The sequence below is a fragment of the Candidatus Woesearchaeota archaeon B3_Woes genome, assembly GCA_005222965.1.
In the GTDB taxonomy this organism is placed as follows: domain Archaea; phylum Nanobdellota; class Nanobdellia; order Woesearchaeales; family B3-WOES; genus B3-WOES.
Genome location: NJBG01000001.1, coordinates 646,971 through 658,675, shown reverse-complemented (window position 1 = coordinate 658,675; position 11,705 = coordinate 646,971). Strand labels below are relative to the sequence as shown.

16 protein-coding genes and 1 other RNA gene are annotated in these 11,705 nt (G+C 29.3%); 8 read left to right on the top strand and 9 right to left on the bottom strand.

Going from position 1 to position 11,705, the window contains the following annotated elements; translation table 11 throughout:
• Nucleotides 1-128: 128 nt before the first annotated feature.
• From CEE44_03570 to CEE44_03540, 7 genes are all read right to left on the bottom strand, one after another.
• Entirely contained in the window at nt 129-443 is a 315-nt protein-coding gene (locus CEE44_03570; protein TKJ17586.1) for a hypothetical protein, read from the bottom strand.
• Between the two features lie 8 nt (nt 444-451).
• Nucleotides 452-670, bottom strand: coding sequence for a hypothetical protein (locus CEE44_03565; protein TKJ17585.1), 219 nt, complete (start codon nt 668-670; stop codon nt 452-454).
• A gap of 64 nt (nt 671-734) precedes the next feature.
• A complete protein-coding gene (locus tag CEE44_03560; protein ID TKJ17584.1) occupies nt 735-1,028 on the bottom strand; it encodes a hypothetical protein in 294 nt (97 codons plus the stop codon).
• Nucleotides 1,021-1,746 (bottom strand): hypothetical protein, encoded by a 726-nt coding sequence (locus CEE44_03555; protein TKJ17583.1) that lies wholly within the window; start codon nt 1,744-1,746, stop codon nt 1,021-1,023. Before CEE44_03555 ends, CEE44_03560 begins: the two co-directional genes overlap by 8 nt.
• The gene (locus CEE44_03550) at nt 1,727-1,945 is read right to left on the bottom strand and encodes a hypothetical protein (protein ID TKJ17582.1); all 219 of its coding nucleotides are present in this window, start codon (nt 1,943-1,945) and stop codon (nt 1,727-1,729) included. Before CEE44_03550 ends, CEE44_03555 begins: the two co-directional genes overlap by 20 nt.
• Nucleotides 1,942-2,160, bottom strand: a complete 219-nt coding sequence (locus tag CEE44_03545) for a hypothetical protein (GenBank protein TKJ17581.1) — start codon at nt 2,158-2,160, stop codon at nt 1,942-1,944. Before CEE44_03545 ends, CEE44_03550 begins: the two co-directional genes overlap by 4 nt.
• An 8-nt stretch (nt 2,161-2,168) precedes the next feature.
• The gene (locus CEE44_03540; GenBank protein ID TKJ17580.1) at nt 2,169-2,441 is read right to left on the bottom strand and encodes a hypothetical protein; all 273 of its coding nucleotides are present in this window, start codon (nt 2,439-2,441) and stop codon (nt 2,169-2,171) included.
• Nucleotides 2,442-2,841: 400 nt separating this feature from the next.
• Between CEE44_03540 and rnpB the strand changes: the two genes are divergently transcribed.
• An RNA gene (rnpB, locus tag CEE44_03535) (RNase P RNA component) lies at nt 2,842-3,184 on the top strand.
• Nucleotides 3,185-3,198: 14 nt separating this feature from the next.
• Nucleotides 3,199-3,372, top strand: coding sequence for a hypothetical protein (locus tag CEE44_03530; protein TKJ17579.1), 174 nt, complete (start codon nt 3,199-3,201; stop codon nt 3,370-3,372).
• On the opposite strand, the gene smc is transcribed toward CEE44_03530, so the two are convergent.
• Both smc and CEE44_03520 read right to left on the bottom strand, forming a co-directional pair.
• Complete coding sequence (smc, locus tag CEE44_03525; protein ID TKJ17578.1) at nt 3,369-6,848, bottom strand: chromosome segregation protein SMC; 3,480 nt, start codon at nt 6,846-6,848, stop codon at nt 3,369-3,371. The genes CEE44_03530 and smc overlap by 4 nt on opposite strands.
• 49 nt (nt 6,849-6,897) lie before the next feature.
• Nucleotides 6,898-7,626 (bottom strand): hypothetical protein, encoded by a 729-nt coding sequence (locus tag CEE44_03520; protein ID TKJ17577.1) that lies wholly within the window; start codon nt 7,624-7,626, stop codon nt 6,898-6,900.
• Nucleotides 7,627-7,717: 91 nt separating this feature from the next.
• On the opposite strand from CEE44_03520, the gene CEE44_03515 reads away from it, so the two are divergent.
• From CEE44_03515 to CEE44_03490, 6 genes are all read left to right on the top strand, one after another.
• Entirely contained in the window at nt 7,718-8,854 is a 1,137-nt protein-coding gene (locus CEE44_03515) for a hypothetical protein (GenBank protein TKJ17576.1), read from the top strand.
• A 1-nt stretch (nt 8,855) separates the two neighbouring features.
• Nucleotides 8,856-9,197, top strand: coding sequence for a hypothetical protein (locus tag CEE44_03510; GenBank protein TKJ17575.1), 342 nt, complete (start codon nt 8,856-8,858; stop codon nt 9,195-9,197).
• A gap of 1 nt (nt 9,198) precedes the next feature.
• Nucleotides 9,199-9,852 (top strand): hypothetical protein, encoded by a 654-nt coding sequence (locus CEE44_03505; protein ID TKJ17574.1) that lies wholly within the window; start codon nt 9,199-9,201, stop codon nt 9,850-9,852.
• A gap of 109 nt (nt 9,853-9,961) precedes the next feature.
• Nucleotides 9,962-10,555, top strand: a complete 594-nt coding sequence (locus CEE44_03500) for a hypothetical protein (GenBank protein ID TKJ17573.1) — start codon at nt 9,962-9,964, stop codon at nt 10,553-10,555.
• Between the two features lie 15 nt (nt 10,556-10,570).
• A complete protein-coding gene (locus CEE44_03495; protein TKJ17572.1) occupies nt 10,571-11,149 on the top strand; it encodes a hypothetical protein in 579 nt (192 codons plus the stop codon).
• A 3-nt stretch (nt 11,150-11,152) separates the two neighbouring features.
• On the top strand, nt 11,153-11,701 hold the full coding sequence (locus tag CEE44_03490; GenBank protein ID TKJ17571.1) for a hypothetical protein: 549 nt from the start codon (nt 11,153-11,155) through the stop codon (nt 11,699-11,701).
• Nucleotides 11,702-11,705 lie beyond the last annotated feature (4 nt).

Below are 11,705 nucleotides of genomic sequence, written 5' to 3'. Positions count from 1 at the left end.
TAAGTAAAGTCTTAAACATTTGCATGTAAGCTGGTTTCCGCAAGGATATCCTGGTTCGAATCCGGGCGGTGGTGTTTTAAATATATTCTTTTAATATAAAAATTCTTATCAATATCTCTATCAATAAATCAATTTAAATTAAAATTATCAAGATTTACTATTTTTTTGAATCTTCCTGAATACTTTTCTGAAGGTTCAACAATTCCTAGGGCATTCCACCTTTTCCAATAATTATATACAGTCATATGACTTATTTTAATACCTTCTTCTTGTAGTTTCTTAGAAATCTCATTAGTACTATTTTTGCCATCAGATAATTGATAGATTCGCTTTTGTTCATTATTTTCTAAAGAAGATCTTAATATGCCTCTCAAAGAGTTAAAAGCCAAGAACCTTAACCATTTATTCTGCTTCTTTAATTCTTTTATTATATCATTATTCATAATTACACCTACTTCAGTCTCAAATAGATATTTCTATCTTTCCTTTTTACAACTCTAATCAAATTTTTTGATTTAAGTTCTTCTATTGCCCTACTTATTGCCTTTTTTGTCTTTTTTAATTCGGAGGCCATATCTTGTTGAGTACAACTTAAATCACATAACTCTAACACATCCATTTGAGTACCTTCTTTAAGATTATATTTATCCTTGGAGAAAGGAGGGATCATTAATGAAATGATAATATCTAGTTGTTTTTTGATGTCTTCAAGTTTCTTATCTATTTAAATCACCTCAACTTAGTCCTAACTCCTTTAATGAGATTATCTTCTTAAATTTTTGCCCTTCTTTTTCTAAAAGACCATTATAATACCAAAAATTCCACAATAAAGAGATTTTTCCAGAGGAGATCGTCACCTTTGATTGAATTTCTTTTATTCCGTTTTTTCCATCAGTCATTTCATAAAGCTTTCTTTTTTCTTCTGTATCTATCAATTCAGGTATAATCTGCCTTAAAGTTTGAATTCCTTTTAGTCTTTCCCATTTTAAAATTTCCGAGAGTAATTCTTTTTCGTTCGTTTTATTCACCTTCTTTTCGAATTCCTACTGACATTTCTAATTTCTTTATCAATTCTATGATATCATTAATGCACAAATCATCTAACTCTTTCTTTGAATTTACTATATAAAACCAAGAGTGGGTTTTATCATTAGCGTCATCTTTAATTTTTTTTGCTAGAGGCACTAGTCTTTCAATAATTTTTCCCACATCGGTGCCATCAAACTCCGTCCTTTTTTGATATAAACTATCAAGAACAACACTAAAATCTTTGTATCTCTTTCGATTTGTATCATAATATAGTTCAATATTAGTTCCATTTGGTGGAAATTTTTTTCTTAATACGTCAATTATTAGATTTTCTATGATTTTTCTTATTAATATATTGACTGAGGTTAAACAACCTTTTGTATAGGCCCTGTTAACTTCTAAAATATGTGATTTTATAAAATAATCAGAGGAATTGTAATTAATGAATTTTACGATTTTTTCTTTTTTTATTGGTTTTTTTTGACTAATTTTTATTGGTTTATTGACTTCGATGTTAGGTAAGGACGTTTTGTCTTCTTGATCCATCATCCTCATAACAGAATATCCGTGTTTTTGAGCATAAATATGGGCAACTGCGTTGGATGTAGAACCTGAGAATGTTCTTTTAAGCAATGATATGTTAGTTCTAATCGTTGCTTCTTTTTGACCTGTTTTTTTCTCCAAATATTTGATAATTTTAGGATTTAGATTTTGCATTTAAATTTTTCCTCTCTCTATGGTCTCTTATTTTTAGTGTTCCTTCTGGTATCCCTATTAGATTACTAATATCTTTATATGTAAACTTAAGAGATTTTAGGATTTTTATCTGCCTATCTTCATCTTTTCCTTGAATTGCACTTATAGCTATCAATTTGTCCAATTTTTTACTAATTTCATGTAGTATTGCTTCAGTCATTTTTTTCTCTTCAATTTTGCAAGCACAACACTTACATTAGTAGGGGTTTTTCCCATAATATCAGCGATTTCTGTATATTTAAGACCCATATCATTGAGCAATTTGATTTTTTCAGCGTCCGTTATGTTATTTCCATTAAATTTTATATCTCTCATCATTAAGTTTATGATTACATCCATTCTTTTGGTGAGTGCTTTTATATCATTTGATTCCATTTTGTACCTCACTTTATTCTTAAATAATATATTTTGCCGTCTTTGGTGATTGACTTTATAAGCCCTAATCTTCTTAGTTTGCTTAGATTTACATCAACCTGGTTCCTATTTTTTCCTGTTTTTTTGATTATATCTTCCACAGTATTCTCTGCATTACACAATTTTAAAATATCGCAGGAAAGTCCTGAAACAGGATATTTTTCAGGGCTAAAAGGTGGAATGCCTAAGTTGATTAAAATATCCATTCTTTCAATCATCTGTTTTAAGAGTTTTTCTTGCATATTTAATCCCTTGTATTAGGGGTGTTTATCTTATATATAAATCTTACGATTCTTTAAGATTTTTGTGAAAATTCAACTTTTATCGTCTAATAGATTTTCACCTTAAAAGTAAGTCTTTAAGAATATGCATAAATATTGGATTTTTCGCTATTTTTTCTTTAAATTAGATGTGTCATGAGTAATATTGCAACTAATACTATTAAATGTACTTTTTGATCGTTGTTTTCTAAAACACAAACGATAACTTTTTAAATAAATTTGAATCATAAACAGGTTATGAAATAGAAAAATGTTTTAATTAAAATAATCTTTTAAAAATTTATTTAATAAAATAGGATGGTTTATATTTTTTGTTAAAACCATAACCTTTTTAAAAGGCCAATAGTTCTTTTATAACATAGGGTAAGAACTTAGCTGACGGTGAATTGATGCTTCTGTATTGATTTGCTGAGGAAAGTCCGCCCACCATTACTTAATATAATTAAGTAATATGGCCAGTGGTGAAAGACCTCATTCAGTAATGGATGGCAACCATACAGAAACGAAACCACGTTTAAAATGGGATGATGCGGTGAAACTCCTGGTAACAGGGGCGAGTTAACCTGTTGACGTCTTTAAACGAAAGGATGAAACGATGAGACCTGGTCGGTGCAAGTTTTAAACGCTTAGTTAAATGCTAAGAAGGAGCATCGTTGTAATATTACAACACAAAGGTTCCTACAGAAGGTGGCTTACTCTTACCCTATTTTAATTTAAAATGGTAGACAATAAAATCAGCATGCCCTCAGGAATGGGGGGATTAGTAAGATATTTTGATGATTACAGGTCAAAGATAGAGTTTAAACCAGGCCATATAATAATTATGTGCATCTTAGTAATTATAGTGTTGCTTATGCTTCATGCTTGGGGAAACAGCTGGTTAGGTGTTTAGATTTCTAAGCTAATAATTTTACTTACATTATTTTCAGTCATACTCACGCCATATAATTTAGAAGCTTTAGAAATAATTGAATCATTATGGCTTATTAATATATACTGTGCTTTTTTTGAGTATTGTTCAATCAATTCAGCTAATCTTTCAGAATTGTGTTTATCTAATGCAGCATCAACCTCATCTAAAATATAAAAGGATGCAGGATCATGTTCTTGTATTGCAAAGATAAAAGCCAAAGCTGTTAAGGTTTTTTCACCTCCGCTTAAACTTCTGATATCTAAAAATTTGGTGCCAGTTAATTTTACACGAATATTTACACCCCCTTCAAATACTGTTTCTTCATCTTCTAATTCTAGATCAGCATCTCCTTTTTTAGTTAAAGTAGCAAAATTCTTCTTGAATTTTTCTCTTATAGCATCATATGTTTTCATAAACATCTCTTTTTTATTGCTTTCAATTTCATTCATCATATTTACAACGTCTTCGTTTTCTTCGGATAGTTTTTTCTTTTTCTCTAATAAAATATTATACTCTTTTTCAACATCTTCATAAATATCTAAAGATCTCATATTGACGCTTCCTATGTTCTCTCTCATTTTTTCAAATTTAGAAATCTCTTTTTTAAGATCTTCTTCAGATACATTAGTTAAGATATCAACACCATGATATTCTTCAAATTCCTGATTTAATTCTGCTAATTTTGCGTTTATTTCAGCAATCTTAATGCTTAAACCATTAAGTTTTATTTCAACATCTCTTTTTTCATCTTTTTTAGAATCAATGACCTTTTCGTTTCCACTAACCTCTTCATCTATTCTTTTTTTCTTGTCAAACATTGTCTTAAACTTAGAATAGAATTCATTGGCTTTAGATTCTTTTTCTTTTAGAACAATTTCTTTTTCAGAATTTTGTTCTTCAAGTGTTTTTATTTTGTTAGAAAATTCAGTTGATTCTTTTTCAATTTGATTCAAAACATTGTGTGTTTTTTGCTTCTCAGGATCGTGCATTTCAGATCTTTGTTCATCAATATTTTTTATCTCTGTATCAAGTCTTATGATTTCTTCATTAAGCGTTGTTTTCATATCTTCAAAGGTGTTTAACTCGGCTAATAAAAGTGGATTTTTCAATTGTTTTATTTTTCCACGAAGATCTGATTTTTTTATTTTTTCCTGAGCAATTTCTTTGTTAACAGAGCTTATTTTATTAATAACTTCATCAAGTTCTTTGTCTTGTTTTTCTAATTCGTTTTTTAGTTCATTAATCTGATTTTTGTTAATATCAACATCACTATCTTCTAAATGCAGGCTTTTTTCTTTTACAATTATCTCTCCTTCAAGATTTGCTTTGGTTTTTCTTAATTCCTCAATCTTTCCTTCATTAGAGGACCTTTTCTTTTCAGAATTAGAAATTTTATTTTGAATTTCAGAAATTTCTAATTCAAACTTCTTGATTTGGTTTGTAACGTCTGCTGCTTTAAAGCCTAGGCCTTTTTTCTTATCTCTATAGCCCCCTTTCATACCTCCTTTTATATCTGTTAAATCGCCATCTAGTGTGACCATTTTAGCACTGCCAATTCCAATTTTACGAGCAGTTTCTATATCGTCAACAACCAAAACATCAGAAAAAACATATTCAAATGCTTTTTTGAATTTGTTATCAAAACTGACTAAATCAATAGCTAAGCCGTGACATCCTTCCCCTTTAGAAAATTTCAAATCTCTTTTATGTATGTTTAATTTATTCAAAGGAAGAAAATTAGCAATTCCAAATCTATTTTTTTTGAGATAGTTTATGCATTCTGCTGCTGTTGTGTCATCTTCAACAACAATACTTTTGATTCTTAAACCTGCTGCTGTTTCTAATGCCAAAGAATATTTAGAATCAACATCACCAAGGTCAGCTATAACTCCATAAACTTTAGGATTTTTAAGAGCCAGAATCTTTTTTATTGCAATATCTCCGTAAATGCTTTCTTGTATGGCTATATTTTTGGCTGTTAGTTTTGATAATTCCTGTTCGTTATTAAACAAAGATTGTTTGTAGTCTGCTAATCTTTTAGAGATTTCAGAATCATTATTTAATAAATCGTTTAGATCTGCTGTTGTTTTGATAAATTCTTCTCTTTGTTTTTTTAGCTGATTAACCTGGTCTTTGTTGTCTTTTTCTATTTGAAGTACTTTTTTTATTCTTTCATTAAATGTATTGATTTGGTAATCAACATTGTCTTTTTTTCTTATAATATTCTGCTGTTTTTCTCTTAATTCATGTATCTTTTTTTGCAGCTCTTCAAGATTATCATCTATGGAAACAATTTCCTGTTCAATATCACCAGCAGCATCCGGGTTATTATCGTTTTTGAATTTTTTTATCTTATTGACAAGTTCTTCTCTTTCATTAAGATTTTTTGTTTTTTCAGTAAGCAGTTCTTCTTTCTTTTTTTCTAAATCAGATACTTTTTCATCTGCTTGTTTAAGTTCGTTTCCTAAATCTTGTCTTTGTTTTTTTATTCTGTTTATTTCATCTTTATGGTGCTCTATTTGAGTATGGTTCTTTGCAAGGATTATTTTTATATCTTCTATCTCTCTTGTTAATTCAACCTGGCCTGTTTCGCTTCCCTCTTCAATTGTTTTATTTAACTTTTCTAATTCTTCTCTTTTTTCTAGATTGTTTTTTTGTAATTTCCCAATGATAGAATCTACATTGTCTGTTTTTTCTTTTTGAGAATCTATGCTTTTTTGCAGAGAAGATTTGTTTGTTTCTGCTTTATTGATTTGTATGTTCAAATAAGAAGCTTTGTTTTGTTTAATCTTATCATTCATATCTTTATACTTTAAAGCTTCATCTCTATCTTTTCTTAATTCTTTTAGATAGCTTCCACGTTCTTTTAGGATTATGCCGGCATTCTGAAGTTTTGTTTCAACTTTTTCTAATTCTAATAATGCTTTATGCTTTTTTTCTTCATATATACTTATGCCAGAGATATCTTCTATTAATTTTCTTCTTTCAGTAGAAGGCATTTGTGTAAAATGAGCAATATCTCCTTGTAAAATAATATTATAAGCGTCTGGATTTATTTTTGCTATAGCTAACAGATCAAGAATTTGCTGTCTTGTTCTTGTCTTATTGTTTATTTTGTATTTGCTTTGGCCAGATTTAGTAATTATTCTTGTTATTTTGATTTCAGAATCATCTGTAGGAAATGTCTTGTCTTTATTATCAAAGTAGATAGAGACTTCTCCTTGTTTTGCTGGATTTTTTAATTTGCCTCCATTGTAAATTAAATTAGCTGATTTTTCTGCTCTTAGGCCTTTTGCCCCTGACTTTCCTAATACAAAGCATAATGAATCAAGAACATTTGATTTACCTGAGCCGTTTGGGCCAAGAACACAGTTAAAATCTCCTCCAAACAACAATTCTGTTCTATTTGCAAAGCTTTTGAAGCCATGCATCACCATTTTATTGATTCTAGTCATTTTATATTTTGAAGTTGTGTAATGTATTTATAAACTTTTTTGGAAATAATCATTTTTTAGCATGATTCCATAGTATATTAAATTGTTTCCTATAAGACTCAGCTACTTCTTTATTTTCTATCAAGATGAGGTGGTTTGGGCTTCCCCATAAAAAAATAGCGACTTTGTCTCCATAAACTTCATAGGCTACATTACCTATTGATTTTTTTGGTAAAATTCTATATTCTGTTGTTTTAGCTTCTTTTATTTTTTTTGATCCTTTTTTTATAATAATCTTTTCTTTAATTTTCTTTTTTTCTAATTTATTAAAATAAATATTTAAATACGTTAGATAGTGGGAATCGAGGTTAGATAAAACCCCATCATCTATGCCGAAAATAAGAACCTCTTGGTTTTGTTTTAGGTTTGTTACAATATCTTTTAAGAGAGTTTTATAAACATATTTCCCTTTATGTAATTCAACATGAAGGTTTCCTTTTCTTTTTTTAGTTAGATTAATTAAGGTTGGAACTATTTTTTCTATTCTTTCTAATTTGGATTTAGTTTGTTCAATTAAAAGTTTGGGGTTTAATGGTTGGTAGTGTTTTTTATTTTTGATAAAAATAGTGTTTGCGATTTCTTTTTCTTGAAGTCTTTCAAGAGCGTCATAAACATAAGAACGTGAAAAACCTATTTTCTTTGATATCTGCGCAGGTGTTGATGTATCCAGCTCTAATAAAGCTATATAAATTTTTACTTCATTGTCTGTTAATCCTATTTCTTTTAGTTCGTCATACATATATAAAAGAATTGTTTTGTTGTTTATAAATTTTTTGTAGTTTTAACTACGACAAAATTATTTAAAGTTTTCATTGTTTCTTTATTATAAGATGGGGAAAAATAAAGAATTTGTATGGTTTAATGATAGGGGAGTTTTGGAATACTTGCAATCTGAAGAAGGGAGTAGAAATTTACTTCCAGCAGTTTCCATAGCTTCATCTCCAGATTGTAATATGGCTTGTCCCCATTGCATTTATGATGCAGGAGAAGAAAATGAAGAAAAACTAACTCCTGAAGAAAAAATTTCTTTATTAGAAGAAGCTGTAGATTTAGGAGCAAAATCTCTTCAAATTTGTCATGAAGGAGAACCCCTTCTAGATCCTGCAACATTACAATTAATTGAAAAAGCTTCTAAATCTGGTCTTAAAACGTTTATGTATTCAAACGCTTCTTTGATTACTCCAGAAATTGCACAGAGATTGTATGATAATGGAGTTTGTCTTGGAATACATTTTGATTCTCTTAATAATGAAATTTTTGATAAAATGCTCGGAAGAAAACATGCTTCAGAAGAAATATTCCAAGGTTTGGACAATCTTTTAAGAGTTGGTTATAATCAACCAACAGAAATTGATGGTAGATTATACACTAGACTGAGTTTAGTTACTACATTGACTTCTATAAACACACAGAATATTGGAGAGATAAAAAATGTGGCGGAATATGCTTGGGATAACAACATCTTTTTTGGAATAGCAAGATTAGAACAAGGTGGAAGAGCTACAGGAAAGGTGTGGGATGCATTGAGGATTCCAGATAAAGAAAAAATCATTGGATTTGTTGATTGGTGTTCTGAACAAACAGGAATTGATTTTTGGAATGCCCAACCAACGCCATATTGTATTGGTGTTTGTGGTTTGCAAATTGCAGATAATGGAAATGTTTGGATGACTCAATATGGTGGGAGTTGTGATTTTACTGAACCTGATGGAGAAAGTTTTCCTGAAAAGATAATTATAATTGGGAATGTAAAAAGAGATTCTTTAGGAAACATTTTGCAGAGAGTATGGGGATTTAGACAAGCAGTATTTCATAATGGAATATTAGATCGAAAATTGGAAGATTATGAAAGAACCAAAGACATCTATCCTAATGGTTTACAGGATTGTGGATCAGCAAAAACACATACTCTTTTTGTCCCTTTCTATAATTATGTAAAAGGGATTGTCGAAAATACACTTGTTTAAAATGGAAAATGGAAAACATTTGATAGTAAATGCAGATTGTAACAATAACCTTATGTTTAATTCTATTTCATCTGTATACGAACTTCTAGAAAGTTTAGCAGATAAATTATCATTAATTAGATTAACTTCTCCTTATGTAATAAAAGGTGTTGAAAATAACCCCGGTCTTACAGGATTTATAATTATAGATACTTCTCATATTTCTATTCATAGTTTTACCAAGAAGAAATTTGTAGCTTTGGATATATATTCTTGTAAGGGTTTTGATCATGAAATAGTTTTAGATTTCTTAAAACAAAAATTTGCAAGTAAGAATTTTCATTATTCTGTAGTTGAGAGGTAAAATGAATTCTGAGAAAATTAGATTTTCTAACGTGATAAGAAAATTAAAGTTTATAAGAAAATTAAAAGTTCATAAGGTTTTAGGTAAAAAAATCATAATTTTTCCAAAAGTGTTTGATCCAGATTATTTTGATTCTCAATTATTGGCAAAGACCATTAATAAAATAAATTTGAATGTTAAAGATGCTTTAGAATTGGGAACTGGTTGTGGAATTCAATCTTTTTTTATTGCTAAAAAAGCTGAGAGAATTACAACTACTGACATTAATTCGTTTGCTTTAGAAAATGCGAAATTAAATTTTGAGCTTTATAATTTACATGATAAAATAGAGATAGTTAAGAGTGATTTATTTTCTAATATAACTAATAAATATGACCTTATTGTGTTTAATCCCCCTTTCTTTTCAATAAAGCCAAAAGATCTTCTTGAAAAAACAGTTACAAGCTATAATAATAGTGTTTTGAAAAGATTTTTCAGAGATGTTCCCCAATTTTTGAAAGATAATGGTAAAATAATAATTATCTTTTCAGATATTGGGAATATAGGTTATTTTCATGAACTAATGGATAAACATTTCTCTCAAATTAAGATTTTATCCCATCAAGAATATGATGGATATAATTATTTTGTTTATATGATGGAAAATGCAAAATAATATATTTAAATAGTTTTTATTTTCTAGAGGGTGGTGTTAATAAAAGAAAAACGAAAGATTTATATACAATTCTCCATAATAAAGTAGTATTAAAAAGAGGTAGCTATAAATGGCGACTGCATTCGGTAATGTAATTGAATTTTTAGATAAATTGGGTGTTTATGATGTTATACTACCTTTCTTGCTCGTTTTTACAATTGTTTTTGCAATTCTAGAAAAAACAAAAGTTTTTGGTACGGAAGAAGTAGAAGGCCAAACCATAACTAAAAAGAATCTTAATTCAATGGCTGCTTTTACTATTGCTTTTTTGGTTGTTGCTTCATCCCAATTAGTTGAGATTGTAACAAAGGTTTCATCACAAGTTGTTGTTTTATTACTATTATCAATCTTCTTTTTATTATTGGTTGGATCTTTTTTCAAAGAAGGGGATCCTGCTTTTTTAGAAGGCGGTTGGAAATATCTTTTTATGGGGATAATGTTTATAGGCATTCTAGGAATATTTTTACATGCAATTGAAAGAGAAGATGGAACACCTTGGTTAGAATGGGGATGGGAACAGTTAACAAACAATTGGTCTTCAACCGGCGTTTCTTCTGTTGTATTGATTATTGTTATTATTGCATTTATGTTTTATATAGTAGAGGGGGGGAAACCTCCAAAAACAGTTAAAAAAGAAATAATATCTGAAGTTAAAAAAGAATAAAAAGGAGGATTTAAAATGGCATATTATGGACTTGAGAATTTTTTACAAGCATTAGAATCGTGGGGATTAACAGATGTTTTACTACCATTTCTGTTATTCTTTACTTTAATTTTTGCTATTCTGCAAAAAACAAAAATTTTAGGAGAGGACAAAAGAAATTTTAATGTTGTGATAGCATTGGTTATGTCATTAACTGTTGTTATTCCACATTCAACAGGAAGCTATCCTATGAATTATGATCCTATAAATATAGTAAACGCTTTCCTTCCTGGAATATCCCTTCTTATTGTTGCAGTAGTTATGCTGTTTATTTTAATAGGGTTATGGGGGGGAGAAGCAAAATGGGTTGGTGGTTCACCATCAGCAATGATTGCAATACTAGCAGTAGTAGCAGTTGTATGGATTTTTGGTGCAGCAGCAAGATGGTGGGATGGATGGGGCTGGTTTAATAACTTTTTTGGATCAGATACAGTGTCGCTAATAATTATAATATTAGTATTTGGAATTATAATATGGTTTATAACTAAATCCGACAAACCATCTGAGGGAGAGAATATTGTACAAAAATTTGGAGATATGTTCAAAAAACATTAGAACATGGCAACTTTTTTAGATATGGGTTTATTGAATAAATTTGAACTTATTTTCCCTTTTTTATTTATTCTTGTTATTGTTTGGGGTATTTTGAGTTATTCAAAATTTCTAGGTGATAATAAGTTTGTACATAGTCTTGTTGCTTTGTTATTGGCTTTAGTTGTTCTGTTCTCAGATGCATCAAGAGAGATTATTAATTTGTTTGCTCCTTGGTTTGTAATAATTTTTATTTTTGTGGTGTTTATTTTGATATCTGTAAAAATGTTTGGAGCGACTGATAGTGAAATAGCCGAAGCAATGGCTGGTAAATATAACTGGATAGCCTGGACCTTAGGAAGTATTTTTTTGCTTATATTTATACTTTCGATTATAAATGTAAGAGTGTGGGATGAAGATACAGAAGATTCAGCATCAATGATTAAAGAAGGGGATGCTGGAAAAGGGGGGTTGGGTGGTTTTTTTGCTACATTAAGGCACCCTAGTGTTTTGGGAATGTTATTAATATTATTTATAGCAACATTTACTATTCAGAAACTTAGTGTACAGCGTTAAGAAT

What these genes read in the sequence shown, in the direction of transcription:
- CEE44_03570 (TKJ17586.1), bottom strand. Translation starts at nt 443, where the DNA reads ATGAATAATGATATAATAAAAGAATTAAAGAAGCAGAATAAATGGTTA.
- CEE44_03565 (TKJ17585.1), bottom strand. Translation starts at nt 670, where the DNA reads ATGATCCCTCCTTTCTCCAAGGATAAATATAATCTTAAAGAAGGTACT.
- CEE44_03555 (TKJ17583.1), bottom strand. Translation starts at nt 1,746, where the DNA reads ATGCAAAATCTAAATCCTAAAATTATCAAATATTTGGAGAAAAAAACA.
- CEE44_03550 (TKJ17582.1), bottom strand. Translation starts at nt 1,945, where the DNA reads ATGACTGAAGCAATACTACATGAAATTAGTAAAAAATTGGACAAATTG.
- CEE44_03545 (TKJ17581.1), bottom strand. Translation starts at nt 2,160, where the DNA reads ATGGAATCAAATGATATAAAAGCACTCACCAAAAGAATGGATGTAATC.
- CEE44_03540 (TKJ17580.1), bottom strand. Translation starts at nt 2,441, where the DNA reads ATGCAAGAAAAACTCTTAAAACAGATGATTGAAAGAATGGATATTTTA.
- CEE44_03530 (TKJ17579.1), top strand. Translation starts at nt 3,199, where the DNA reads ATGGTAGACAATAAAATCAGCATGCCCTCAGGAATGGGGGGATTAGTA.
- smc (TKJ17578.1), bottom strand. Translation starts at nt 6,848, where the DNA reads ATGACTAGAATCAATAAAATGGTGATGCATGGCTTCAAAAGCTTTGCA.
- CEE44_03520 (TKJ17577.1), bottom strand. Translation starts at nt 7,626, where the DNA reads ATGTATGACGAACTAAAAGAAATAGGATTAACAGACAATGAAGTAAAA.
- CEE44_03515 (TKJ17576.1), top strand. Translation starts at nt 7,718, where the DNA reads ATGGGGAAAAATAAAGAATTTGTATGGTTTAATGATAGGGGAGTTTTG.
- CEE44_03510 (TKJ17575.1), top strand. Translation starts at nt 8,856, where the DNA reads ATGGAAAATGGAAAACATTTGATAGTAAATGCAGATTGTAACAATAAC.
- CEE44_03505 (TKJ17574.1), top strand. Translation starts at nt 9,199, where the DNA reads ATGAATTCTGAGAAAATTAGATTTTCTAACGTGATAAGAAAATTAAAG.
- CEE44_03500 (TKJ17573.1), top strand. Translation starts at nt 9,962, where the DNA reads ATGGCGACTGCATTCGGTAATGTAATTGAATTTTTAGATAAATTGGGT.
- CEE44_03495 (TKJ17572.1), top strand. Translation starts at nt 10,571, where the DNA reads ATGGCATATTATGGACTTGAGAATTTTTTACAAGCATTAGAATCGTGG.
- CEE44_03490 (TKJ17571.1), top strand. Translation starts at nt 11,153, where the DNA reads ATGGCAACTTTTTTAGATATGGGTTTATTGAATAAATTTGAACTTATT.